Annotated in this window: 17 protein-coding genes; 8 read left to right on the forward strand and 9 right to left on the reverse strand. The window is 56.8% G+C overall.

The genetic code is table 11. The features are described from left to right. Positions 1 to 12: 12 nt before the first annotated feature. From EDC27_RS07330 to EDC27_RS07340, 3 genes are all read right to left on the reverse strand, one after another. Positions 13 to 1,581, reverse strand: coding sequence for an ABC transporter substrate-binding protein (locus EDC27_RS07330; RefSeq protein WP_123289955.1), 1,569 nt, complete (start codon positions 1,579 to 1,581; stop codon positions 13 to 15). A 13-nt stretch (positions 1,582 to 1,594) separates the two neighbouring features. Further along, complete coding sequence (locus EDC27_RS07335) at positions 1,595 to 4,987, reverse strand: M14 family metallopeptidase (protein ID WP_123289956.1); 3,393 nt, start codon at positions 4,985 to 4,987, stop codon at positions 1,595 to 1,597. Between the two features lie 77 nt (positions 4,988 to 5,064). Beyond that, positions 5,065 to 6,318, reverse strand: a complete 1,254-nt coding sequence (locus EDC27_RS07340) for an AmpG family muropeptide MFS transporter (RefSeq protein WP_211334811.1) — start codon at positions 6,316 to 6,318, stop codon at positions 5,065 to 5,067. A 78-nt stretch (positions 6,319 to 6,396) separates the two neighbouring features. On the opposite strand from EDC27_RS07340, the gene EDC27_RS07345 reads away from it, so the two are divergent. Beyond that, positions 6,397 to 7,413 carry a KamA family radical SAM protein gene (locus EDC27_RS07345; protein WP_407923346.1) on the forward strand — a complete coding sequence of 339 codons (1,017 nt, stop codon included), beginning with the start codon at positions 6,397 to 6,399 and terminating at the stop codon, positions 7,411 to 7,413. A gap of 73 nt (positions 7,414 to 7,486) precedes the next feature. On the opposite strand, the gene EDC27_RS07350 is transcribed toward EDC27_RS07345, so the two are convergent. After that, positions 7,487 to 9,817 carry a cysteine synthase gene (locus tag EDC27_RS07350; protein WP_211334812.1) on the reverse strand — a complete coding sequence of 777 codons (2,331 nt, stop codon included), beginning with the start codon at positions 9,815 to 9,817 and terminating at the stop codon, positions 7,487 to 7,489. Between the two features lie 1,026 nt (positions 9,818 to 10,843). Between EDC27_RS07350 and EDC27_RS07355 the strand changes: the two genes are divergently transcribed. After that, on the forward strand, positions 10,844 to 11,794 hold the full coding sequence (locus tag EDC27_RS07355; RefSeq protein ID WP_123289959.1) for a ketopantoate reductase family protein: 951 nt from the start codon (positions 10,844 to 10,846) through the stop codon (positions 11,792 to 11,794). Positions 11,795 to 11,801: 7 nt separating this feature from the next. Here the strand turns inward: EDC27_RS07355 and EDC27_RS07360 are convergent, their stop codons facing one another. Genes EDC27_RS07360 through EDC27_RS07370 form a run of 3 tightly spaced genes read right to left on the reverse strand, consistent with a single transcriptional unit; the run spans position 11,802 to position 15,276 of the window. After that, complete coding sequence (locus EDC27_RS07360; protein WP_123289960.1) at positions 11,802 to 13,640, reverse strand: menaquinone biosynthesis decarboxylase; 1,839 nt, start codon at positions 13,638 to 13,640, stop codon at positions 11,802 to 11,804. Further along, positions 13,637 to 14,374: a bifunctional demethylmenaquinone methyltransferase/2-methoxy-6-polyprenyl-1,4-benzoquinol methylase UbiE gene (ubiE, locus tag EDC27_RS07365; protein WP_170161672.1), complete on the reverse strand. Its 738-nt coding sequence runs from the start codon at positions 14,372 to 14,374 to the stop codon at positions 13,637 to 13,639. The genes EDC27_RS07360 and ubiE overlap by 4 nt, the downstream gene beginning before the upstream one ends. A 44-nt stretch (positions 14,375 to 14,418) precedes the next feature. Beyond that, the gene (locus EDC27_RS07370) at positions 14,419 to 15,276 is read right to left on the reverse strand and encodes a UbiA-like polyprenyltransferase (RefSeq protein WP_123290136.1); all 858 of its coding nucleotides are present in this window, start codon (positions 15,274 to 15,276) and stop codon (positions 14,419 to 14,421) included. Between the two features lie 137 nt (positions 15,277 to 15,413). On the opposite strand from EDC27_RS07370, the gene rlmD reads away from it, so the two are divergent. The 4 genes from rlmD (at position 15,414) to EDC27_RS07390 (ending at position 21,294) form a co-directional block, all read left to right on the forward strand. After that, positions 15,414 to 16,832 (forward strand): 23S rRNA (uracil(1939)-C(5))-methyltransferase RlmD, encoded by a 1,419-nt coding sequence (gene rlmD, locus EDC27_RS07375; RefSeq protein WP_123289962.1) that lies wholly within the window; start codon positions 15,414 to 15,416, stop codon positions 16,830 to 16,832. 13 nt (positions 16,833 to 16,845) lie between these two features. Further along, a complete protein-coding gene (locus tag EDC27_RS07380) occupies positions 16,846 to 19,098 on the forward strand; it encodes a PBP1A family penicillin-binding protein (protein WP_170161673.1) in 2,253 nt (750 codons plus the stop codon). Between the two features lie 385 nt (positions 19,099 to 19,483). Then, positions 19,484 to 20,071, forward strand: coding sequence for a tetratricopeptide repeat protein (locus EDC27_RS07385; protein ID WP_123289964.1), 588 nt, complete (start codon positions 19,484 to 19,486; stop codon positions 20,069 to 20,071). A 47-nt stretch (positions 20,072 to 20,118) separates the two neighbouring features. After that, positions 20,119 to 21,294, forward strand: coding sequence for an AI-2E family transporter (locus tag EDC27_RS07390; RefSeq protein WP_123289965.1), 1,176 nt, complete (start codon positions 20,119 to 20,121; stop codon positions 21,292 to 21,294). Positions 21,295 to 21,508: 214 nt separating this feature from the next. Here the strand turns inward: EDC27_RS07390 and EDC27_RS07395 are convergent, their stop codons facing one another. Together EDC27_RS07395 and EDC27_RS16755 are read right to left on the reverse strand one after the other, a co-directional pair. Continuing rightward, positions 21,509 to 23,023 carry a 2-isopropylmalate synthase gene (locus EDC27_RS07395; protein WP_123289966.1) on the reverse strand — a complete coding sequence of 505 codons (1,515 nt, stop codon included), beginning with the start codon at positions 23,021 to 23,023 and terminating at the stop codon, positions 21,509 to 21,511. Positions 23,024 to 23,373: 350 nt separating this feature from the next. Further along, positions 23,374 to 23,505 (reverse strand): hypothetical protein, encoded by a 132-nt coding sequence (locus EDC27_RS16755; protein ID WP_281273129.1) that lies wholly within the window; start codon positions 23,503 to 23,505, stop codon positions 23,374 to 23,376. A 93-nt stretch (positions 23,506 to 23,598) separates the two neighbouring features. Here EDC27_RS16755 and EDC27_RS07400 point away from each other — a divergent pair, with 93 nt between their 5' ends. Together EDC27_RS07400 and EDC27_RS07405 are read left to right on the forward strand one after the other, a co-directional pair. After that, entirely contained in the window at positions 23,599 to 24,933 is a 1,335-nt protein-coding gene (locus EDC27_RS07400; RefSeq protein ID WP_123289967.1) for a CCA tRNA nucleotidyltransferase, read from the forward strand. A gap of 325 nt (positions 24,934 to 25,258) precedes the next feature. Then, complete coding sequence (locus tag EDC27_RS07405) at positions 25,259 to 26,230, forward strand: queuosine 5'-phosphate N-glycosylase/hydrolase (protein ID WP_170161674.1); 972 nt, start codon at positions 25,259 to 25,261, stop codon at positions 26,228 to 26,230. Positions 26,231 to 26,496: the final 266 nt, after the last annotated feature.

Consider the following 26,496-nt stretch of genomic DNA (forward strand, 5'->3'; position numbering starts at 1 on the left):
GAGTCCCTCCTTCTACATTTCCTTCCACACCATTTCAAAGGAATTCAGGCCGTTGGGTCGAAGCGGCACATCATGAAGTCTCTTGCTGTAGCAGCGCACGATGGTCGAATGGGCCAAAGGCACCCACGGAGCCTCTCGATGAAAGATTTCCTGAGCTTTCATGTAAAGTTTAGCCCGCTCATCTTTGTTAAAGATTATTTGAGCACGTTTCACCATGTCCGTAAATTCGGCGTTTTTCCAAAGCGCTACATTGGCGGCACCCGGCGTCACGGCCGTATCTGCCGAAAGCAGGCCGTAGAGGAAATTATCGGGATCCGCATTCCCTCCCAACCAGCCTAGCATGCACAGGTCATGCTCGCCGTTGCCCGTTTTCTTGAGGTAGGTGCCCCAGTCGTAGCGGACGATCTTGGCTTTGACACCCACAGCCCCCAAATAGGCCTGAATCAGTTCAGCCGTCTTCACCGGTTCCGGCATGTAAGCACGGGATACGGGCATGGCCCACAGTTCCAGTTCCGTGTTGAAATCAAAGCCGGCTTCCTGAAGCAGCTTCTTTGCCTTTTCAGGGTTGTAGTCATAAGGCTGAACACTGTCGTTGTAACTCCAAATGGTGGGTGGAAATGGATTCTTGGCCGGAATCGCCAATCCTTGAAAGATCGCTTTAATCAGCGTGTCCTTGTCGATGGCATGGCTGATGGCTTGGCGAACTCGAGGGTCTTTGAGTGCCGGCTTTTCCGTGTTGAAAGCCAGATACCCCACATTGATGCTCGGACGTTCAATGACCTTAAGGTTTGGATCCTTTCTCACCAGGGCGATGGAATCGGGATCCAAATCGTCGGCGATATCCACGGTGCCTGACTGAAGCGCCATGAGCCGCGCAGAAGGCTCAGGAATGGCCTTCAAAATGATCCGTCCCACCTTCGCCTTGTTGCCCCAATAGTTTTCGTTGCGTTCCAGCACGATCTGGTCGTCTTTGACCCATTTGACGAATTTGAAGGGACCTGTACCCACAGGATGCAAGCCGATCTGGTCCTTGTATTCGGCCAAAGCCTTGGGGGACACGATGGGGCAAAGCCAGAGGGCCAGGTTGTTAAGCAGCGGAGCATACGGTTTCTTGGTGATCAACTGCACGGTAAACTCATCCACCACCTTCACCTGCGCCACCATGCCCAGGGAGAGGTTCAGATAGGCCCACTTGCCGTAGGCGTAAAATGGATGGTTCTTGTCGATCACTCGGGCAAAGGAGTCGTAGACCGCCTGGGCATTAAATGGCGTGCCGTCATGAAAAGTGACGCCTTTGCGCAGGTGAAACGTCCAGGTGAGTCCATCTGCGCTCACTTCCCAGGCCGTGGCCAGCTGAGGCTCGATGTCCATTGAGTTGTCCCCGAATTTGACAAGGTTTTCATAAATCTGAATACCTGCCTTGATGGATTCTCCATCGGTGGCTTGCGCCAGATCCAAAGAAACGGAATCCCCACCTCGGCCCCAAATCAGCGTGGCGTCCGGATTGGCTTGATCCGCCGCCATACTCGGTGCTGAAACGAAAACACCCAGTAAGGCCAGGATCACGAACATCTTCCGCATGGCTTCCTCCTTGTCATGTTAGGTTAACGGATTCGCATCTCCACGAAAACCTTACCCTGCGACCGGAGATCTTGGCTGTTGTTATAGTTTTTGGGGCGTGGGCCTGCAACACCTCGATCATGGCCTTCCACACCGCCAGGTGCCCTCGCACGCACAGGTCCAGCCACGGACCTTGCGCCACTTCGTCCGCCACTTCGGTGACCACTTCAAGGTAGGTTATGTGCGGTTGCTGAGCGCTGTAGTGGAATTGGGCTACCCGGGGTACGGGAGGAAGCAGCGCCGCGGGACCTTGCATCACAGAGGGAAAAATTTTCGGCTCCCAGCGCTCGGCATAGCGATGATACCGCGCTCGTAGTTCCTCGTTCTTTTGCACCAACTCAGCCTCGTCCTGCACATGCCGTTGAATGTTCCGAGCAAGCTGCAGAGCCCATGGGTGGTTGGGGTTTTCGGGTGCGTCGAGGTAGGGAAGATAGACGTAAAGAAAAGCTCGAGGGATCCAGTGTTCGGCAAACACGCCGGGAAGATACCCGGAAAAAGGCTGGTCCCACTCGTGGCTTGGCACGCCGTGACCGTCCAAGATCATTTCGGGAAGCCATCGTTCCCACACGCGGCGCTTGGCCAACGCTTCGGGAAACCGGGGCCTTTCCAGGAAATAGTCTTCATAAAATTCGCAGCCCAAAGCATTGTATCGTGCAGCATGCAGTTTGTGGCCTGAAGCCCTCAGATGAAGGCGTTCAAAGGCGGCGACGCCGTCCGCGTTTTCCAGGGGAATCCATGCGAGATTGAGCTTTTGAAGGAGAGTTCGTCCTTCGTTTGTGGATACCGCCGTCCAAGCCGAAAACAAGGCCGCTTCGGTGCTGGATACTTCGTTGGCATGGTGTCGTGCGTTAAAAACCAGAGTGGGTTTTATAAGGCGCAACCGCGATCTTGAGACGGTTTGGGAAGGCGAGGGAAGCGTGGCTTCAAGGGCCCAGACAGGGCGGCCCTGAAAGGTTTTGGCCGCCTGCCACGCCTTGAGTCCCGGCAAACTCGAAAGCTTTCGAACCCATCGGGCCACATCCCGAAACGCAAGAAGGCGATCCGTTGGCGGCGGATCCATGACTTCACGCTCACGGGCTTTCGGCAGAGAGCGCGGAGGGCGTGGGGCGGGACATCGAAGGACGATGTGATCTTTTGTGTTCGACAAAACGCCGTCGAGGCCTAGTCGGGACAGGATGTTGCCCAATTGATGCTGGTCCTGAGGACAAGCCGGCGGGGAAAGGGCCAATGCCATATCCCAGTGTCGCTTGTGACAGCGCAGCCATGAGATGCGAGGCTCTTCTTCGGCGTCGGCGCTGCCTTGGGGAACACTCTGAACGCAGGCCAATGGATGGATTATGGATTCCGCAAACGGTTGGGCCTCCAGACGAGCTCTGGCGTGCCCCCCAGGACTTTTCCACGCCACGAACGGCATGACCTGTCCCAGTTGCAAGGATTCGCAAAGGTCATGGCGCGCGGCGAATTCTTTGTAGGCTTCGAGAATCGTGAAATAGAGGTCCTCGTGAAGGGCCTCCATGGGGGAGAGCCTTTCCTGGTCCAGGCCCAAGGCTTTTTCGGTTTCCTCAATCCGAACGTCGATGCGAATTTCTTTCCAGAACGCTCGAAGCCGAGCCGGAGAGCCTACGGACAGGCGCCGTTCCATGGATTTCCAAAGTGCCGGTAGCCATCTCTTGCCAAAGACTCTCCAGAACACTTCGCGATCCGTGGGAATGGAGCGGTCCAGCACGATATGGGATCCTTGCATCAACCGGAGGCCCGAGGTGGTGGGGTGGACCGTTCCGGCGTGTTCAAGTTGCCCGAAGTAAGGAAGTGCCGAGCAGCGGGGAGTCAATGCCTCGTGCAGGAGAAGCTGCCCTTCAGGGTTCCAGGCCCGGACGCGATAGGTGTCCTGCTGGACAGGATCCATGCGAAGGCGAATTTTCGAAACATCCCACTCGAGGCTTTGGGCGAGGAGGTCTGGACCTGGATAAATTTCCTGAAGCCAACGCGTGCGGGTTTCCATGCTGCCCTCAGGGCCCCTAAAGGGTGAGAAAGAAAGCTCCAGGGTATGGACGCACGCGTCCTTGTCGTTGTGAAGATCGCGAAGGGCGGGCAGCACTTTTTCCAAAAGCCAGCAAAGGCCTGGCTTGTAAGCGTTATAGACTTCTAGGGACGGTTGGTAACCTTTGGCTTTGAGAATCTTCTCCAAGCGAGCCTTGAGGCGGTATCGCACCGGTTCAGGTTTGCTCACAAAGACTGTTCCCCTAAGAGGACCACTCCCCGAAGGGAGGCGCCTAACGAGCTTTTCCAGTCGAAGGTCTTCAGCGATCCATTGGCACTCTCGTATCAGGGGCGAATGCGATGCCTCGGACTGAACAGGTGCCGAGCGTTTCACCAGCCTCGTGATGAGCTGCACCTTGTCACGCAGCGCCTCGATCGGCTCTGCTTCGGGACCCGGCTCACGGACTGCCCACAGAAGCCAGCCTTTAAGAGCCCTCTCCAGAGAGGCTCCTGAGCCCTCAAGGATGAGATGCCGGCAGTTCTTTTCGGCGAAGCGGACCAGGGCCTTGTCGCCCCAAGTTTTTTCTCGCAGTTCCAAAACGATGCCGTGCTGGTCCGCTGCAGCCAAAGAAATGAAAGGGATATGGATTTGCGTGGCTTCCAAGCTGAGTCGAGACAGCACATGGCACAGGGTCCATCCGAGGCGAGGCGACAATCTTGGGGATGGGAGAGCCACGGTCAGGGAAAGGGATCGCTGCCTTGGGTCTTCTTCGAGAGTTTCGAAGATTCCGTGAGGGCTTGAGAGATTCAAGAGATTCGGCGCGTTCTTGGGGTTTAAACTCTGGTGCCGCTTTACTGGAGGACAAGAAAGATCCAGAAGGGCCGCCTTGGCTTGGCTGATCTTGTGCGTAAGGCACGGCTTCTTAAGGTCACCTGTGTTCCAGGCCATCAGCACCTGGGTGTCGGGCAACCATTGAAGAACGGACCAGGTTTCGGGAAGATTGGGCAGATCTAGCGCATCGCAAACCGCCAAGAGGCGTAAAAAAGAGGCTATTGCCTCCGGTGACTGGCCGGTTGCCACGACGCGGCCAAGGCTTTGTCGAACGAGGCGCACCGGGGACGGCGAAGGGGTGTTTTCGACCGCCTGCGCGGGGAGGCGAACCACCAGGTGAGGTTGGGGGCCTTGAGGTCCGCGAAATCGCACGAGGGGAGCTTCAAGGCGCACGGAGTCAAAAGCCCAGCGGCATGCCACATGCGCTGCCTCCGCCCACACCACGCTCCACGACAGATTCCGCGGAAGAACCAGCCTCACGGTCACGCGGTCGATGACGCCGTCCGCGTCCGTGTCTTCATAGATTTTTTGTCTAGCAAAAAGCTGCGCCAGCATACTTCATCCACGGCATGAAAAGGTTTCAGAAGTGTTCGAAGGTTTCCTTTGTCCACGGAGGAGAACCATGGCCACCTTCATGGTAGGGTCGTGGGTGAGGGCGGGCGGCGCCAGGGGGCAAAGCGCGGCAGAAGCACAATGCCGGGAACGGCACCCAGGACGCTCAGGGTGTAAAACCACGGCCATCCCAGGGCGGCCACGAGAAATCCTGTGGGGGTTCCGGCCAACACTCTGGAAACGGCCATGAGGCTTGAGAGCAACGCGTACTGTGTGGCGGTGTAACGCCTGTCGCACAAGCTCATGAGAAAAGCCAAAAAGGCCGCCGTGCCCAGGCCGCCGCACAGGTTTTCCAGGGCTACAGCCCCTACCAGAAAGGCATAATTCGGTCCAGCCAGGGCCAGACCCACAAAGGCGAGATTTGAAAAGGCCTGAAGGAAGGCTGCCACCCATAAAGACCGAGCGATGCCCAGGCGATGCACCAGAGCCCCTCCGATTAATGTGCCCACGATGGTGCTCACCAGGCCGAAGGCCTTGTTCACAGTACCAACATCCGTTCGGGTAAAGCCCAAGTCTAGCAAGAACGGCGTGGTCAGAGCGCCGGCCAGTGCGTCACTGAGTTTGAAGACCATGACAAACACCAGGATGGCCACGGCGCCGGGGCGCGTAAAATAGTTGGTCAAAGGAGCCCATACGGTTTCCTTGAGGTTTTTGGGACCGAGTTCGGCCGCTTCCCCACTGTTGGCCGGCTCCGGGCACAAGAAGGTCCACAGGGTACATGCCCCCATGAGCATGCCCATGGAAAGGTATACGGTCCGCCAGGGTAGATGGTCCGAAAGGATCAGGGCCATGGCCCCTGAGGTGAGCATGGCCAATCGGTAGCCCACGACGCTCATGGCCGCTCCGGCCCCTTTGTCCGCATCGGGCAGCACTTCCGCTCGGTACGCGTCGATGACGATATCCTGACTGGCACTCCAAAAGGCGATGATGAAGGCCAGAGCGCCCATGAGCTGAAGATGGCGAGAGGGGGTGAGCGACCCCAGGATCAGAAGGCTTGCACTGAGAAGGATCTGGGTGGTAAGGATCCAACCCCGGCGCCTGCCAAGCCAAGGTGCAGTAAAACGATCCATCAGGGGTGCCCAGGCCACCTTGAGCGTATAAGGCAAGCCGACCAGAGAAAAGAGGCCGATGAGGCGAATGTCCACCTTTTCGGACATCATCCAGGCCTGAAGCGTGCTTCCGGTCAGGGCCAAAGGCAGGCCGGACGAAAATCCTAGACCCAGCAGACCTAGCACATGTCGTCGGCCATAAACGCACAACCAGGACGAGGACACTTTTCCTCCGTAAACGGATCAAAGCATCGAGGCCATCGAGGAGTGATTTCTCTCGAAGACTTTGCATCGCAATGGAAAATGCCCGTGGCCCCCATGATGGCGGTGCACCGGGTTTACCCTTTCGTTCTGAGCCGTCATTTTGCCGGACTCATCCGCACCCCGGAGGATCCTTTGTGGCGCCAGGTGGTGCCTGACCCAAGAGAGCTGGACGAAAGCGACCCTGTGGGCTTGAGGGATCCTTTGGGGGAGGAGCGTCGTTCCCCCGTGCCCAACCTTGTTCATCGATATCCCGATCGCGTGTTGTGGATTGTCACCGACGCCTGTGCCGTGCATTGCCGCTTCTGCACGCGAAAACGGCGCTGGACGCACCCGGTGCCTCTTCATGACGACCTCATTCGTGAGGCGTTGCACTATATTCGAAAAACCCCCGCGATTCATGATGTCATTCTTTCCGGGGGCGATCCACTCATGCTGCCCTTGGAGCTTCTGGAAGAGCTGATGGCCAAGGTGCGGGAAATTCCTCACGTGCGCCTCCTTCGGCTCGGCACGCGGGTGCCTTTTGCCGATCCGGTACGCATCACGCCCACCGTGGCGCGACGCCTGGCCGCTTACGGTCCCTTGTACATGAACATTCATGTGAATCATCCATGGGAAATTTCCGAAGAGAGCCGTGAAGCCTGCCGCCTGCTGGCCGATGCCGGCATTCCTTTGGGAAGCCAAACGGTGCTGCTCAAGGGCATTAACGATTCGGCCCCTGTCTTGAGCAGCCTGTTCACGGAACTCCTCACCCTCAGAGTGCGCCCCTATTACCTGCTGCAAATGGACCTCATGCAGGGCACGCGCCACTTTCGAACCCCTCTGGCAGCCGGAGCGGAACTCATGGCGGCTTTGCGCAACCGGATTTCCGGGCTGGCCATTCCCCAATTCGTTGTGGACCTTCCCCAGGGTTTGGGAAAGGTGCCCATCACGGCGTCCGCCGTCGAGCGCGTGGATGCAGACCGTGTGATCCTGCAGAATTTCGCCGGGCATGCCACGGCCTATCCACTGGAACCTGAGGAAAGGGGACGTTTGCGGCACATTTTGGGGTTGGGCTGAGGCATGCCGAAGCACAGCCAAGCTCATGGGCATCGTGGGCACCGGAGAGGCGTCCTGGGCCGATGAGCCCGCATCAAGAAATTCGTTCCCAGATAGGGCCGTGGGCGGAATCTCGAACGACGATCCCCAGACGGCGCAGCTCTTCTCGAAGCGCGTCGGCTCGAGCCCAATCCTTGCGGGCGCGGGCGGCTTCCCTCTGATCCATGAGGGCCTTTTCTTCGTTGGACAAGGGGCGAAGTTCCGGCTCAAACAGACCCAGAATGCGATCCACGTTTTGAACCGCCTGAAGAGCGGCTTCCTTGGCCCGCGGTGCCAGAGGGCCTTGATCCATGCGCTGATGCATTGTGCGGACGAAATCGAAAAGGGCTGCCAGGGCCTTGGGTGTGTTCACGTCGTTGGCCAGAGCCTCAAAAAAGTCTCGCTCCAGCGAAAACACCTCTTCTTCCACTCCGTTGACGGCGCCATCGTCCACCGGACTATGGCGCAGCCGATGGATGAATTCCCTTACCCTCTTGAGCCCCCGGGCGGCGCTTTGAAGACTTTGCCTGGAAAGCCGCATGGGTTTGCGGTAATGGGAGGCGATCAGCCAGAAGCGGACCTCAGTGGGAGTCATGCCTTGGGCGTAGAGGTCTTCAAGGGTCAGCGGCCTTGCAGATTCCTCGGCCTTCCACAGGGCCGAGCTTTCGTCCTCCGCGCTTTGAATCCTTTCGCACAAAAGCCACGTGTTCGCGTAGGCCTTTCCGGTGAAGGCTGCGGCGATGGTGCGCAGGTTTTCCAAATGAGGAAAGAGAAAATCCATGGCACTGACACAGATGTCCACGGGAAATCCAAGCTGATCCATGACCATGGCCGCGGTGGCGATATGCCACGTGGGCACCACATTGCCCCATTCGGTCTTGATGTAGTGGCCGCGTTTCAGTTCGGCCAAGGTGGCCCGCTTGAGCAGGGCGAAATCGCGGGGGTTCAACTTCTCGTAGGCGCTCAAATCCACCGAAGATCCGGGCCGAATCTTTTTGGGGTCAATGCGGGGCAGCCGTCCGTAGTCATCCACCTGCGCTACACTGAAATAGACTGATCGCAGCTTTTCGTAAGCGGCGCCTTTTTTGATCAAGGAACGCACCAGGTTGACGACGGCGTCCAGATGGTCGCTCGTCTTGGTCAGGCCGAGCTGCGAGGCCATGCCAAGCTTCTGCAATTCCGTGGTGAAAACCGCCATCTGCTCTTCCACGTAGTCTTCGAGGGCTGTGTTCTTTTCCAGAGCGCTCTGAATGGATCGGCTGTCCAGGTCGGGAAGGAAAACATAGGTTTCCGTTCGAAAGCCTTTGGATCGTACGAATCGCGTGAGAATATCTGCAAGCATAAGCCTTCGAGCGGTTTCCAGAGAAAGGCAGGAATCCAGGGGAGGGCCCGTCACGGCGATGCGGATTGTGCCTTCCACCACGGGTTTGAAGTTCACTTTGGTGCGCTGCAGAAAATCAAAAAAGCGAAAATCCGGTTCCAGCATTGTGGTAAAGAGGTTGGTGCTGAGGTAGCGGTCGCCGCCGTCGGGTAGGACGGCCACAATGACGCCACTTTCCCGTTCCTTGGCGATTTCCACGGCCGCGGCCATGCAGGCCCCGGAACTCATACCCACAAAGATGCCCTCTTCCCGAGCCAATCGCCGGGCCATTTCAAAAGCGTCTTCGTCTTTTACATGAACAATGCGGTCCAGCTTGTGCCGATCAAAGATGCCCGGCACGTAGGACTCCTTCATGTTCTTGAGTCCTTGAATCTTGTGCCCCGGGTAGGGCTCCACGGCCACCACTTCAATGGCGGCATTGCGTTCCTTCATGGCCTGCAGGATGCCCATGGCGGTGCCGCTTGTGCCTAGAGTGGTCACCACCACATTGACCCGTCCTTCGGTTTGCTCATAAATTTCCGGACCTGTGCCTCGATAGTGTGCTTCGGGATTGGCCGGATTGTTGAATTGATCGGCCAAAAAATACTTGTCCGGATGCTCCCGCACCATGCGATAGACTTCTTCAATGGCGCCGTCGGTGCCCAAGGCTCCGGGAGTGAGCAGCAGTTCGGCGCCCAGGGCCTTGAGAATTTTCTGGCGCTCACTGCTGGCCGTCTCAGGCATGGCCAAAATGAGGCGGTAGCCCTTGACGGCGGCCACCACGGCCAACCCGATGCCGGTATTGCCGCTGGTGGCTTCGATGATGGTTTTCTGAGGTGTCAGCTCTCCACTGCGTTCCGCCGCTTCGATCATGGCTAGTGCCGGGCGGTCCTTAATGGAACCGCCGGGATTCTTGCATTCGAGCTTGGCATAGATGGTGGTTCGAGGGTTGGGGTTGAGGCGGTTGATGCGAACCAAAGGGGTGTTGCCGATGGCCTGCAGCACATTGTCAAAGACGTTTTTCATGACCCAGAACTCTCTCCACAGCGCACCCTCCACCGAGGCGACGCCCATGGCTTGGAATGTGATGAGCCGATTCGATTGAAAACCGGGGGGTATCTTGAAATTTTTGCGCCGCTTTGTCAAACCTGAACCCGTGAAAGAAATTCCATCCATGCATCTATTTTGGGCACCCGCCCGTGAATCTCACACGGCGTTCATGCCACCAAAAATCCTGTCATCATCTCACTTGACCCATGCGCTTTAGTACGCGGTGATCAATACGCCCACGCCATCGCTTGAGTATACGTCCTAATAGATCGGCTCAGGAATAACTCGAGCACTCGACACCAATCAAAATGGGTAGAGCATCTCCGTGGCCTATACTTCAATCCTTTGCTGTGCGAAATAAAAATATTGAAGAAAATTCTACATGTCAGAGAAAGACTTGATCCGCATCGATTTCTTCGTCGGCAGGGTTCGTGATACACAGACGGTTGCCACGGGAGTGCGTTCATAACGTATCGCGTACTCTTAGGCTTTCTGGGTGGATTCTGCTTTTCGAGTTCCACACCGACGTGGCCAGAGGGTGCCTGACGGCACGGGCAGCTTCGACGCCGTGAAGCGACTTACCTGGAAGTACGAGTTTTGAGCGGGCCATGAGTACCTGGCCCTCTCCGCTTTGAGGAGTGGCTAAGATGGCTCGAAGACGTCCAGCTCAATGGGAGTTCATCAGGTCTTGAACAAGAATGCATTCCTGGTGCCTTTTTAAAAGCCTGTGGCATGGCATGGTTAGCGCGCTCAATCGTTGCGGCGCCGAGACCGCCTGTTGCTGAATCCGGAATGCGGTCAACACGCTCCACTGGCCTACGCTCGGCTTGGCCGGCTTTGATGGAATTATGCCAGCAAACCCGATGGCAAGGTTTGACGGGACCTGAGCAAGACGCTATATATACCCGGATTTGTCCGCTAAGGGCATGGAAAGGTGCTTCAAGGAGGGCTTGACGCAGGACACTCTTAAACGTCGAGGTTTAGAACGAGAAGGAGCGATCAATGAAGATCGGGGTCATGGGAACCGGAGGGGTTGGCGGCTACTTCGGAGGTTTTCTCGCGCGCGCCGGCGTGGACATTCATTTTGTAGCTCGAGGAAAGCACCTGCAAGCCTTGCAGGAAGAGGGCTTGGAAGTCGTCACCAATAACGAGAATTTTCGAGTGCGCATTCATGCCACATCGGAACCGGAAGAAATCGGCCCGGTCGATCTGCTGCTCTTTTGCGTCAAGTCTCATGATACCGAAAAGGCGGCTCGCTGTGCGACTCCCATGGTGGAAGCCGACACCACAATTCTTACACTTCAAAACGGCATCGACAACGCTGAAAAACTCGCTCAGGTTTTCGGTGAGGAAAAAATCTTGCCCGGCACTGTCTTTATCGAATCCACCATTGCATCTCCAGGCGTGATTGCGCACATGGGCAAGCCCGGAAAAATTATTTTCGGAGAGTTTTCGGGGGAGCGCACGGAGCGCGTTCAAAAAATTTTAGAAACTTTTCAGCATGCAGGCATTCATGCCGAGGTATCCGACGATATTCAAAAGGTTTTGTGGGCCAAGTTCCTTTTCATTTGCGGTGTGCATGGTGTAAGCACACTGGGTCGCGCGCCCCTAGGGCTCATCCTGGATTGTCCCGAGACGCGGGAAATTCTGGAAGGGACCATGAAGGAAGTCTTGGAGGTTTCCAAGAAGTGTGGCGTCGCGTTGCCGGACAATGCCGTGGAAGATGCCTTGGCTCTGGCCTATTCCTACAATCCCAAGTTCAAGTGTTCCATGTTGCGCGACCTGGAATGGCACCGCAAGACGGAAGTAGAGGCCCTCAACGGCATGGTGGTGAGGCTGGGCAAGGCCCATGGCGTTCCTGTGCCTTACAACAGCATTATCTACGCCGTCATGCACCTGGAAAACAAAAAAATCGAAAACCCCGTGTGGGCTAGCCAGCTCCTGGAGCGTTAAGCTTTTCTCAGTCGAGATAGGCTGCAATACCCAGTTCTTGGGCTCGGCGCCGTACGCGCTGGACCACTTCAGGGTCCATGACGATGTCGTCGGGCCAAGGCCGTAGATGTCCGTCTTCTGGACCTTTTTTCGTGGCATCGACAACGAGGCGAGAGCCCTTGCGGACGATATCCCGAAGCGGGTCCACATTGTTGAAGAGTTTCCATAGGACCAAGGACCCATCCTGCAGGGCGATGTCCTGATCATAAAGCACGAAAATGGTCACGGGCTTTAGCGCATCGGCTTCCATCAAGGCCGGTGCCAGGGAACGGGCGGACGCGGTGCCGTCCTTGATCACGTTGAGCAACAAAACGGGATTCAAAACGTCCAGCTTCACCCGTCGGCAACCTGTGAACCTTTCGCTGATTTGGCGAGCCTTCGCGAGAAGTTGCGCATCGTCCGGCCATGATTCTGGCCGAGCCCGTTGAGGTCTTTGGGGTTCCGAAGCAAGTCGAGCGGTGGCGTCCAAGCCGACTTTGCCGCCAAAGAGCGGTTGCGGAGCACTGTGGTCCAATACGTCCAGAACCCCTTCCGTAATGTAAAGATCCCGCTCCAGATCCACGTTGTTGAGCACCGTTTCCAGAACCCTATCGGGGCGATGCAGATCCACATGGGCATCCACCATGACCAAGGCCTTGCAAAAACTCATCTGGCCTTGCCCCCACAGGGCGCTCATGACTTTGCGTCCGTGGCCGGGATATTCCTTTTCCATGGCGACCACCGTAATATTGTGAAAAACCCCCTCCCATGGAAGCCAGTAGTCCTTGATTTCCGGTAAAACCGTCTGGAGCAAAGGGAGAAAAAGCCGTTCCGTGGCCTTGGCCAGGTAACAATCTTCCATGGGAGGGCGCCCCACGACGGTGGCCGGGTAAATGGGATGCTTGCGGTGCGTGATGGCCGTCAGATGAAAGACCGGGTAAAGGTCCGTAAGGGAGTAATAACCCGTGTGATCGCCAAATGGCCCTTCCACTCGAAGTTCCTCGGGATCCACGTAGCCTTCCAGAATAAATTCCGCTTCAGCCGGCACGTCCAGCGGCACGGTCACGGCGCGGGTCATGGGCACGGGAGCTTGACGAATGAATCCCGAAAGGATCATTTCATCCACACCGCGAGGCAACGGAGCCGTTGCGGCGTAGGTGGTCGCCGGATCGGTTCCCACGGCCACGGCCACGGGCATGGGTTTGCGGGCTGCTCGGTATTCCTGAAAATAATGGGACCCATCCTTATGAATATGCCAGTGCATGCCTGTGGTCTTGGCATCGTATACTTGAAGCCGGTACATGCCTGCATTGCGCTTGCCGGTCTTGAGGCTGCGTGTGATCACAACGGGAAGAGTCACAAAGGGCCCTCCGTCTTTGGGCCAGCATTTGAGCACAGGCAACCGGTTCAAGTCCAGATCGGGTCCGCGAAGCACCACGTCCTGACAGGGAGCCGTGCGAACCTTTCGAGGGACAAAACGCAACAGATCCAGGCCCAGAGGTAGCAATCGAAGCGCGTGGGCCAGCGATTTGGGAGGTTCTATTTCAAGGAATCGCCGCACGCGAGCCGCCAAGTCGTCCAGGTGGCGCACCCCCAAGGCCATGGTGATGCGTTTTTCGCTGCCGAAGGCATTGGTGAGCACCGGAAAGGGAGATTCTAGCACATTTTCAAACAAAAGCGCTTTGCCGCCACCCGGGCTTTTGCACATGATGTCGGTGATTTGGGTGATTTCCAAATCCCGGGACACAGGCGCCTGTATGCGCAGCAGTTCCCCTTCTTTTTCCAGAGCTTGGACGAAATCTCCTAGATTCTTATAGGCGGTTTTCATAAGGCATCCTTTGCGCAACGGCCGATCCAATAATAGGTGATCCCAGCCGTGAGAGGCTTTATGCAACATGTGGTAAAACCGTGTGCCGCCCCAAGGCGACTCATGGTCTCCGGACTGATAAAGGCCCCCACGGACGCGGGCAAATAGCGGTACGCTTCCCGGTCTCGAGACACCCAACCGCCGAGGCGTGGAAGAATTTTTTCAAAGTAAAGCAGATAAGCCTTTTTCAAAAGAGGATGCCGCGGTAGGGTAAATTCCAATATAAGCAAATAGCCTTTGGGACGAAGGACGCGGCGAAATTCTCGAAAGGCTCCGGGCATATCGGGCAGGTTACGAATGCCGTAGGCGATCATGAGTGCATCAAAGGATTCGTCGGGAAAGGGCATTTTTAGAGCGTCTGCGGCCACGAGGCCGTAGCGGGTCGTAGAAACGGAGGCGGCGCGGCGTTTTGTTGCGGCCAGGCGCAGCATGTTGCAAGCGACGTCTACGCCGATCACCGTCACGTGAGGACGCCTTCGCAAGGCCGCAAAGGCCAGATCTCCCGTTCCCGTGGCCACATCCAACACCCGTTGCGCATGGGGTGCCAAGCGCCAGAGGGCGTGTACCGCCTGGCGGCGCCACCACAGGTCCAGACCCAGAGAGAGGGCATGATTGAGCAGGTCATAGGTCCTGGCGATGCGATTGAACATGGACCCCATGCGGTGCGGACTCTTTTCCAGGGACACTTGCGACACGGACAGGCTCCTCGAACTCATGGAAAATGGGACCATTTCTTGGCCTACGTTGGCCACAGGACATCCAGCCACACGGCAGCGAGCAAAAGAATGGAAACCAGGCTGTTGACATGGAAAAAGGCAATGGGGATATGGTTGAGCCGATGCGGCCGCACGAGCCAGTGTTCCAGGACAAGAAGGCCTGCAATGACGCAAAGAAAAAGGTAAAAGATGCGACCCCTTTGAAAAGCCAGCCCCAAGCCTAAAAGGCAGACGACGGTCGTGGCGTGCAGTGCCTCGGAAAAACGCAAGGCCCGGGGAATGCCCCACCGGGAGGGCAGGCTGTACAACCCGATGGATCTGTCAAAATCCACATCCTGGCACGCATAGAGAATGTCAAAACCGGCGATGTAGGTCATGAGAGCCGCAGAGAGCAGAAGAATCCGTGCATCCAAGGATCCGGTGACCGCGATCCAGGCGCCTAGGGGGGCCAGTCCGATGGCGGCGCCCAGGTACATGTGAGAGGCTGCCGTGAACCGTTTGGTGTAGGAATACCCAAAGAGCACGGCGAGGCAGGGAAGGGCCAGCTTCAGGCAGAGGGGTCCCAGCATGGCGGCGCTCACCAGGAACACGAGCGAAGAGCCCGCAACGAACCCGACCATGGCTTGAACGGAAATCTCTCCGGTGACCGACGGCCGATTGGCCGTTCTGGGATTTAAACGATCAAAGCGGACATCCACCAAACGGTTGAAACCCATGGCCGCCGAACGGGCTCCCACCATGGCCAGAACAACCCAGAAAAGCGTCGGGATTGTCAAGGGCTTTTCCATGTGAGCCAAGGTGACGGCAGCCAGGGCAAAGGGTAGAGCGAAAACGGTGTGGCTGAATTTGATGAGCTTTGCGTAGGTGTGCAGGGATCGCATGGGCAAGGCCTCCGTCACGGTCCTTCAGCATGGCTGGATTTCGCAACAATGCATCTGGTGTTCCGAGAGCGTATCTATTAGCATAGGTGCCTTGAGATAGACCAGAGCTTTGGGGACGTGAAAGGAACGACAAGACAATGGAATCGCTTCGCAGGGGCAGCGAACTGACGCTCCCGGTGGAAAAGTTGATTTTCGGAGGCAAAGCTTTGAGCCGCCTTGACGGCTTTGTCGTGCTTATGGACCGCGCTTTGCCCGGCCAAAGGGTTCGCGTGCGTATTGCCAAAAAGAAAGCCAACTACGCCGAGGCTCAAGTGCTTGAAGTCTTAGAACGATCCCCGGATGAGGTGGACCCGGCCTGTGCCCATTTTGGCGTGTGCGGCGGTTGCCTGTGGCAGAACTTGGACTATGCCCAGCAATTGGTGTGGAAACATCGCCACGTGAGCGAATGTCTCCTAGCCCTTGGAGATCCTGCCGACTTTCCCGTTTTTGAAGTGATACCGTCCCCTGTCCTTTACGGGTACCGAAACAAAATGGAATTTACCTTTTCGGCTCACCGATGGCTGTCTCCGAACGAAGTGGCCTGCTCGGACGTGGCCTACGACCGGTCCTTTGCCCTGGGATTGCACGTACGCGGTCGATACGACCGCGTCTTTGACGTGCACGACTGCCGTCTGGAATCTTCGGAAGCCATGGCCGTGGTGGATATTCTTCGGCGTGCGGCCAAGGCAAGTGGTTTGGCTCCCTACCACATTCGCACCCATCGGGGAGTGTGGCGCTTTGTGGTGGTGCGTGAAGCTAAAAAGACGGGACAGCGCCTGGTGCACCTCATCACGGCGGATGTTCCCGAGGTTCATGGAACTGTGGAACGGGTGGCCCGAGAGTTGGAATCCCAAGGACCGCCGGTGACCACTTTTGTGCATTCCGTCAATCGAACACGAGCCCAGGTGGCCCAAGGCGAGTGCTCTCGAGTGCTTTGGGGGTCGGGAGCCATTGAGGAGCATGTGGGGCGGCTTCGCTTTCGTATTTCCGCCCAATCCTTTTTTCAGACAAACACCCTCGGCGCAGAGAAGCTGTATGCGGCGGTCTTGGAAAGTGCCGAATTGACGGGTACGGAAACGGTGTGGGACCTCTATTGCGGCACCGGCAGTATTGCCTTGACGCTGGCGGGGCAGGCCCGTACCGTGACAGGCTTTGAGTTGGTGGAAGAGGCCGTGGCGGACGCTTACCAAAACGCGGCCCTCAACGGCGTGGACAACTGCCGCTTCTTTGCCGGGGACCTCAAGGACGTGCTTCGGCAGCATTCCCTGGACGTTTTTGGAGGGCAACCGGACGTGATCGTCACCGATCCGCCCCGTTCAGGCATGCACCCCAAGGTTGTCAAGACACTCCTTGAACTGGCTCCACGCCGCATTGTGGCGGTTTCCTGCAACCCGTCAACGCTGGCGCGAGATCTCTCGGGCTTGTCGCACGCCTATAGGGTACATGCCGTGCAGCCCTTTGATCTCTTTCCGCACACACCGCACATCGAATGCGTTGTTCGATTGGATCGCAAATGATGAGCGTGAGTTCATGAAAAAGACAAAGTCATGGGTACGCCGCCTTGTGGGACTTGGCGTGGCGCTGGGAATTTTTTGTGCCGCGGCCATCTTTGCAGGCTACGTCTATCTGTCTCGAGCCATTGAAGAGCGTTTTGCCGGTCGGTTGTGGAGTGTGCCTGCGGTGGTGTTGAGTGACTCGCTGGTGATTTACCCCGGCATGCCTCTGGGAGCGGCCCGGTTCGAAGAGGTCCTGACGGCTCGGGGCTACCGGTTGACCACCGCCTCCACGCCAAGTCCCGGCGAATACGTGCTCGGAAAGGACGAAATTCGCGTCTATTTTCGAGACTTTTCATATCCGGGCACGGCGCTGAAATCCCGACAAGTGCTGGTGCGATTTCAGGGAGAAAAGGTGGTGAGCCTTGAGGAGTCCGGAGCCAGCCGCCCCTATGTGGCGGTGGAACCGGTGGTGCTGGCGCGCCTTTTTGGTGAAAATCGTGAAAGCCGCCTGCTCATTCGCCTCAAAGATGTGCCGGATCACTTGATCAAGGCCGTCATCGCCATTGAGGACCGGCGATTTTTCGAGCACCGCGGCATCGACTGGTGGGGAATCGCACGAGCCCTGTGGACGGACCTTGTGGCCGGGCGCATCGTGCAGGGAGGGTCCACCATCACCCAGCAACTGGTGAAGAATTATTTTCTAGAACCGAAAAGGACGGTCAAAAGAAAGCTTCTGGAGGCCGCCATGGCCCTGGTGCTGGAAGCTCGGTATACCAAAGAAGACATTCTGGAGATGTACCTAAATGAGATCTACCTAGGGCAGTGGCGAAGCATGGCGATTCACGGCGTCGGGGAGGCCGCACAGTTCTATTTCGGTCGCAATGTGGAGGATCTAAGCCTGGGGGAATCGGCGGTGTTGGCCGGCATGATTCAGGCGCCCAATCGGTATTCGCCCTACAGGAATCTTGATCTGTGTCGAGAGAGGCGCGACGTCGTGTTGCAGCGGATGCGGGATCTTGAATTCATCTCGCCCCAAGCCTATCAACAAGCCCAATCGGAACCCATTCGAACGGCACCGCGTGCAGCCTTCGGCACCGTGGCGCCGTACTACATCGATCTGGTCAAGGCCGAGCTGGAGGCGATCTATTCCAAAGACACTCTGGCTTCAGAAGGCTTGGTCATCTACACCGCCTATAATCCAGAAATGGCGTTGGAAGCGGAAAAAACCATTCGAGAAGGATTGGCCGAGTTGGAAGGGCGAAATCCTCGACTGCGGGTGAAGGACCCCACGGAGAGGCTTCAAGCGGCTTTGGTAGTGGTCCATCCCAAAACGGGGGCGCTCACCGCTCTGGTTGGTGGTCGGGATTATGCGCGGAGCAGCTTTAATCGAGCGCTCCAAGCCCATCGGCAGCCGGGTTCCGCTTTCAAACCCTTCGTCTACCTTGCGGCCCTGGACCAACTAACGCCCGTCAGCTTCATTGAGGACGTGCCCAAAGTGTATCAGGTGGGCGGCATGGTGTGGACGCCGCGCAACTATGACGGGCGATACCGAGGCCTTGTGACAGTTCAGGAGGCGCTCACCTATTCCTTGAATGCCGCCACGGTGAACATGGCTGCGCAGATCGGTTTCGAGCAGGTGGTGCAGACGGCGAGGCGTTTGGGATTTCGCTCCAGGCTCGAGCCGTATCCATCCTTGGCCTTGGGCGCCTTTGAAGTGACGCCCTTGGAATTGGCCGGAGCCTATGCGGCCTTGGCCAATGAAGGGCAGAGGCCTGAGTTGATGACCCTTCGCAAGGTGGTCACACCCAAGGGCACGGTCCTGGAACGGCGTCACGTGGAAATGACCACTGTCACCAGTGCCGCCAAGGCGTTTCTCATAACGCACATGTTGCAAAATGTGGTGAAGGAGGGTACGGCTCGAGGGCTTTCTTCCCTCGGGATCACGTTCCCCTGTGCGGGAAAGACTGGAACCAGCAGCGACTATCGGGATTCCTGGTTTGTGGGCTACACCAGCGATCTACTGGCTCTGGTTTGGGTGGGCTTTGATGACAATAGGTCCACGGGATTGAGTGGGGCGGCGGGAGCTCTGCGCCTCTGGGCGCGTTTCATGAAAGGCGTGCGTCCATGGATTTCTCCACAACCCTTTACCGTGCCGCCCGGGGTGGTGGAACAGCTCGTGTGCACGGAATCGAGTCATCTAGGCACCGCAGAATGCCTTCACACTCGGCCGGTTTATTTCCTGGAAGAGCTGGTGCCAAGCGCCGGGAGTCCTCTTTACGGTCATTGACGGGAAAAAAATGTCACTTGTAACATAAATTTGAGGCGAAGGAAGGTGTAGCCCTTTCAAAGGATCGTCTATGGCTGTAGGCGGATGCGGGGCCGGGAGTCCGCCGCATCTTTGAGATCCAAGGGGGTACACGCTCCTTTTTAAAGCAAGACTTTTCTCGGACACGCGAAGAACAGGGTGCAGGGGAGCCTAAGGGTCGTGAACTCACCAGGACTTTTACCCGGGAGCTTGGGCCTCTTTGGTCCGCATCCGGAGCGGGCGAGAGATGCCTCTGCCCTCGGGAAGAAAGCATTGTTGAGTCCGCGTTGATCATAAAGTGTTGGAAGAATATCTCGGTGAAACTGTGCAGGATAGGCTGCGAGTTGAAGGGGCAAAGGAGTTGGCGATGCGGACGATGGGACGCGTGGTCTTATGTCTCTTATGGATCTGTGTTGGCTTAGCGTTCCTCACGGGGTGTGCTCCGAAACGCCCGGTGCTCATTCCAGGCCCACGGGGTGGTTCGACGTCCACGGCGCAGACGCCCTCGACGGCCGCGCCGGTTCCATCGACGCCGAGCGCACCCTCGGCGTCCATCAAGGAAAAGCCCTTGACCTCAACACCCCAAGAGGCACCCAGTGGGTCCCCGACGTCAAAGCCGCAAATGTCTCCCCAGTATCTCGCTTCCGTACAGCTTGTGCACGAAGGGGATCGAGCCTTGGCAAACGGAGACCTGGAAGGGGCTTTGAACTTTTATGAACAGGCGATACAGGTGGATGGGTACAACGGCTTGGCCTTTCTCGGTCTAGCCAAGGTTTGGATGCAAAAGAACGTTCCCAAAAAGTCTCTGGAATTTGCCAAGAAGGCGGAAATTCTTTTGACAAATAGACCCGAGGAACTTCGCGAAACCTATCTTCTGGAGTCGTTCCTTTATGAGATGCTCAATCAGCCCGAGTCGGCCAAGGTCTATAAGGAAAAGGCCCAGAAGGTTCCATAATCCGGACGGCTTTCTGGAAATTTGAAAGGTGACGTGAGGCACTTCAGATGGGAAAGGAGAATGGCGGGGGCAGCAAAGGAGGGCCGAGCGGAGGGTACCGTTACTTTTTGTTGGGACTTCTCTTTTTTTCCCTTTACATGGTTTTTGGGGTCGTCAAGCCCTTTCTTCACACCCTTGTGTTTGCCGCTCTTCTGGCCGTTCTTTTCAGCCCCGTCCATAACCGTATATGCCAATGGGTCCGAGGGCGGCGCAATGTGGCCGCTCTGATCACGGTGCTGTTGGTGACCTTCGTCATAGCCATCCCGTTCATATTTTTTGTGTCCAGTCTTGTGGCCCAAGGCATCGATTCCGTGAATCGTGTCACGGAATGGATTCGCCAGGGAAATCTGCGCAAGCTGGCCGATCATCCCAGGATTCTGGAGAGCACTCAGTGGCTGGAGGCTCATTTGACGTTTGTGGATTTTCCCAGATTGAACCTGGAAGGCCATTTTTTGGCGGTCAGTAAGAATGTCGGGCGTTTTCTCATCAATCGAGGAGCGGCCTTGCTGGGCGATGTGGCCACAATGGTGACCCGCTTTTTCCTTCTGATTTTTTTTACATTCTACCTCCTTCGCGATGGAAAAACCATGATTCACGCCCTCAAGAAGGCCTCTCCGCTTCCAGATGAACAAGAAGACCGCATCTTACAAAAAATGCACGCCGTGGCACGCTCAGCTCTTTTGGGAAGTTTTCTGACCGCCGTCGCTCAGGGCGTCGCCGGTGGCATAGGGCTTAAGCTGGTGGGCATTCCTGGCCTCTTCTGGGGAACACTCATGGGCTTCACGTCGTTTATTCCCGTGGTGGGCACGGCTCTGGTGTGGGTCCCCGCGGTAGTGTATCTGGTCATTCTCGGCAAAATGGCCTCGGCCGTCTTTCTCACCTTGTGGTGCGTTGTCCTGGTGGGATCCATTGACAATTTTCTGCGACCCTTTTTCATGCGAGGCGAATCGGGCATGTCCACTTTTTACATTTTCCTGGCCATCTTGGGAGGGGTTCAATGGTTTGGGCTGGCCGGCGTCGTTTACGGTCCCCTGATTCTCGCCTTTGCCATGGTCATGCTCTACATTTACGAAGTGGAATATCGCGAGATGCTGCAACCCGTGCCGCGGGAAACCTATGCGGCTTCCGTAGCGGAGAGCGGGCCGACGGCCTCGGAGGAATCTTCCGGAAAAGAGTCCCGGTAAGGCGCGCACCCACCCGTGCCGGATATCATGGGCGGATTAAACAATGCATGGGGCGATTTTCTGGTCATCCATTGGGAGCGTGCCTGAGCACGGATCAGGGGGCGAGCGACGCAAGCCGCGCCACATGGAATGCTGGCTTGCGCCGCTCCTTCGGTGTGAGGCGAGGCATTTTTTGAGCACGAACTCGAGAATGATGGCATTCTCGGGCACGCAGCTAGAGGTTACCGTTGGCAAAAAAGCGGTTGAACGCGTTCACGTAGGCGCGCGCACTGGCTTCAATGACATCCGGGCTCGTGCCGATGCCCGAATAGACCGCGCCGTTGATTTCAACACGAACCATGGCTTCGCCTAAAGCGTCCTTGCCCATGGTGACGGCCTTAAGGTCGTAGTCTCGAAGTTTTCCCTCTTGGCCCACAATGCGCTCAATGCAGTTGAAGACAGCGTTGACGGGGCCGTTTCCCGTAGCGGCGTCCGTGTGGGGTTGTCCATCTTTCATGAGCGTGACGGAAGCCAAGGGTTGCATGGTGTTGCCGCTCATGATCTGCAGGCTCTGAAAGGTGTAAGTTTCCGGCACTTTGGTCAGTTCGATTTCCACGATGCTGGTGAGGTCCTGGCCGGAGATTTCCTTTTTGCGGTCGGCCACGTCAAGAAACCGTTTGTGGACCCGCTCGAACTGCTCATCGGTGAGATTGTACCCCAGTTCCTTGAGTCGATGGCGCAGGGCGGCCCGGCCCGAGCGAGCGGTGAGCACCAGGCTGTGGGCTTTGACACCCACGTCTTCCGGACGAATGATTTCGTAGGTGGAGCGATCCTTGAGAATGCCGTCCTGATGAATGCCGGAAGAATGGGCAAAGGCATTGGCTCCCACAATGGCCTTGTTGGGTTGCACGGGAATGTTCATGAGGCGACTGACCATGCGGCTAGTGCGATAGATTTCCGTGGTGACAATGTCCGTATGGGCGTCGTAAAAGGCTTTTCGAGTGCGCAGGGCCATGACGATTTCTTCCAGCGAAGCATTTCCGGCCCGCTCCCCGACGCCGTTGATGGTGCATTCCACCTGCTGGGCTCCGTTTCGAATGGCCGCCAGGCTGTTGGCCACGGCCAGCCCCAGATCGTTATGGCAATGAACGCTCAAAATGACCTTGTCCAGCGCGGGAACGCGTTCTCGAAGACGGCGAATGAGTTCACCGTACTGTTCGGGAATGGCGTACCCGACCGTGTCCGGAACATTGATGACGGTCGCTCCCGCTTTGACGCACGCTTCAATGACGCGGCACAAGTAGTCGAAATCGCTTCGAGAGGCGTCCTCCGTAGAATATTCCACATCCTCGCAGTACTTCTTGGCGTACTTGACCGCCTCCACCGCCTGCTGCAAAGCGCTTTCGCGGTCCCGTCGCAGCTTTTTTTGCAGATGAATGTCCGAAGATCCGAGAAAAACGTGAATTCTGGGGCGCTCGGCTTTCTGAACGGCTTCCCAGGCCAAATCAATGTCCGAGGGAACGGCGCGAGCCAGGCCGGCAATCACCGGACCTTTAACCTGTTCTGCCACGGTCTGCACCGCTTTCAAATCTTCCGGTGAAGAACAGGGAAAGCCGGCTTCGATGACATCCACACCCAGTTTCGCCAGCTGTTCGGCGATTTCCAGTTTTTGGCGCCGGTTGAGTTTCGCTCCGGGAACCTGTTCGCCGTCCCGCAGAGTGGTGTCGAAAACGTAGATCTTGCGACTCATGGTGGAATCCTTTCTTCCTTGAAGTTTTTTTTGGAAAACGGTCGTCTGTGTTCAAGTCCGCAAGCGGGCCGACGTCGTCACCCAAATCCACTGGACCGCCAAGTCCCATGTCCATCACCTCCTTTCGCGGCAAATAAAAAAGGCCATGGGGTGGAACCCATGGCCTTCACGTCCTGTGCCTATGCGCTGCGTCACCTTCGGCGCACACGGAAGACGAAGGGTTCCCCCACCTGGGCCCCGCCGCTAAGCAACAACAGGCTAAGTTGGCGCAATAGGCTTTGCTGCATAGGTTGCATTCCTTGTTTACGGCGTCTTTTCGGCGGAAAAGCCTTCGAGGCGCTCACGCGATTTTACAAACTCAAAGCGATCCAAAAAGCGATGGCGATTTCCAACAGAAAGAGCATGACATACAGAACATACTGGTGCAATGGAAAATCTTCGATGATGCGGTTGGCTTCTTCCATTACGCGAATGGCGTCCACGGCCTTCTCCTTCATGTTGACTTCGCTTGAGCATCGCCGACACGCTATCTAATATAGGCAAAAAAAACCGAGATCAAGGAAATTTTGAAGCACATGGAGAACATACCCCGTATTTTTGAGCAGATGCCCGATGCCGTGGCCGGTGTGGCCGAACGCCTGCGACAGGCGGGCTACGCCGTGTGGCTTGTGGGGGGCGCGGTACGGGACCACGTGCTGGGCGTACCTCCCGCCGACTGGGATTTTTCCACCAACGCTCCCACACAGGACATTCTCACGATCCTCAGTCCCCCTTATCGCGTGGTGACTTTCGGGTTGCGACACGGCACCGCTCATGTTGTCACACCGGACGGGATGGTGGAAATCACCTCATGGGCGCTCAATGGCCACGGGGGCATTGACAAAGATTTGGAACGGCGAGATTTGACCATTAACGCCTTGGCCGTCTCCTATCCCGACGGCACCCTTTTGGACCCCTTTGGCGGCTTGAAGGATCTGAAAGCGCGAAGGCTTCGAGGCGTGGTAAATCCGCTGGAACGATTCCGGGAAGATCCCCTGCGCCCCCTTCGAGCGGCCCGTCTGGTGAGTCGATACGGCTTTCAAGTGAGTCGCAAAACGCGGGCAGCGATGCGCGATGCGGCACCTTGGTTGCGCCACGTGGCCGTCGAAAGAATACGGGACGAATTCTGGAAGCTTCTTTTGGGACCTCACGTCATGGAAGGCTTGGACTTATGCCGCCGTTCAGGCCTGATGGCGGTTTTCCTTCCAGAGTTGCTGGAAGGTTGGAGAAAAAAACAAAACAGTTATCATCGCTACGACATCTACCGGCACACGCTCCTGTGTGTTCATCATAGCCCAGCGCAGCTGCGCGTGCGCTTGGCGGCCCTTTTGCACGATATTGGCAAGCCGCGCGTGCGCGCAAAGGTTGGCGGCACCTATCGTTTTTATGGTCATGAAAAACAAAGCGCCCTCATGGCTCGGGACATTCTGGAGCGCTGGCTCACTTCCAAAAAATTGACCGACGACGTGGTTCTTTTGGTGGAAAACCACATGGTGCATGATACCGACGCCTGGAAAGACGCGGCGGTGCGGCGGCTGATTCGCAGGGTCGGGCTGCCTCTGGTGGACGATTTGCTGGAGCTTATGCGAGCGGACCGGCTGGCCCACGGCGTGCCAAGTGAGGCTCTCAATGGCGTGGAGAGGCTTCGAGCTCGCATTCGACGGATTTTAGACGAGAAACCGGCCTTGAGCCCCAAGGCGCTTGCCATCAACGGCCGGGACGTGATGCAGGTGACCGGGACGCCTCAAGGCCCCGAAGTCGGTCACATTTTGAACCAAGCGTTTCAGCTGGTGCTCAGGGATCCTGCCAAAAACGACCGCGATTTTCTGTTAAAATGGCTGGAAGAAAAAGCCATGGGGGTCACATCTTGATTTATGCCAGAGAGGTCACCCTCTAGCATTTCATAGAGACCGCAGGGGCTGATTCGATCATGCGATTTCCTTTGGGTTTTGGTAAAACGCCGCAAGGCGCGATCGGTTTTTGCGGCTCCTCATGCTTCGACAACGGCCGTTTTCGAACCGGATTGAAGCAGCTTGGCACCCATGCGACTCTTTGGCCGCCTGAGGGTCTCTGAGTTTTGATATCGGGAAACCCAAAACGGCGAAAACGAGTTTCCCCATTTGCGTTGCCCTCTGGTCGGCCGGGATGTCCTAAGAAGGGAATGTGCGTTGCGAGAGAGAAAGAGGGAGAGCTAAGGTGTTTGAGTTTCCTGTTTTAGGCTCCGCTGCCTGGCTGGCGGCGCGCGCTAAGTTTGTCTTTTTGAACCACGACGCGGTGGATTCCGCTGTCGAAACCTGGGGACATCTTGTGCAAAAGGTCCCGTCATGGAAGCAGCCCTTTCACTATTGGGATGGGACGGAAGAGACGGCCCGCTGGATTTTTGTTCTGGACGTGCTCAACCACTGTTTCTGGCCCGACCCCGGCGACCCCTTGTGGGAAGTGGAGATGGACGGCACCTGGTATTCGGGTTACTGCGGCTTGGCGGCAGCCTTGAAAAAGGCTTACGAGGAAGGAACGCCTCTGACGAACGCTCGGTATCTGCAATCCTTAACTTTAAAAGATTTGGAAGGCATTCTTGCTGGTCGCGGGCGAATCCCTTTGTTGCGCGCTCGGCTGGACAATCTTCGAGAGGCCGGACGGGTGCTCGTGGAAAAGTGGCGCGGGGACGTCATGCACCTCATTGCGTGGGCCCAGGGATCGGCCTGCCGACTGGCGGCGCGGTTGGTGGAAGATTTCCCAAGTTTTCGAGACCACTTTTTCGTGGACGGGCAGACCGTCTATTTTTGGAAAAGGGCTCAGATCTTTGCAGCCGATCTGCACGCAGCGTTTGAGGGACAAGGGCCGGGCCGATTCCTGGACATGGATCGCCTGACGGCCTTTGCCGACTACAAACTGCCCCAGGTGCTTCGCGAGCTAGAAATCCTTCAATACCGCGACGACTTGGCCCAACAGATCGACGATCAGGCGCTCCTTGCTTCGGGATGTCGGGAGGAAATTGAAATTCGTGCCATGACGCTGGTGGCCGTCGAGAAACTTAAAGACGCTTTTCATCGTCGTGGGCATCGCCGTATCACCAGTGTCCATGTGGACCACTGGCTCTGGTCGCTGGGTCAGCTGGACCTTTTTCGCCGGCGCCCGTACCACCGATGCCGCACGATTTTTTACTGAAATTTTGCAAAGAAGCCAGGGACTTCGTGAAAAGCTTGACAAACAAACCTGTGGCCGATACTCTCAACCGTGGAAGTCTGGGGGAAGGCTCCTGATCGCTCTGGCTGCACAAACTCCTTCTCATGAGTGTGGTTTACGTCAATCCCCCCCTGTCATTTTCGGCACTTAGCCCGGCACCTGACGGATTGTGACTCATTTAGCGGCCTGATTTCCAGAATGTGGGCTTTTATCCTTGGCAAAAGGTTGAAGAATCACAAAAGGTAAGG

Source organism: Desulfosoma caldarium, assembly GCF_003751385.1.
GTDB classification, from domain to species: domain Bacteria; phylum Desulfobacterota; class Syntrophobacteria; order Syntrophobacterales; family DSM-9756; genus Desulfosoma; species Desulfosoma caldarium.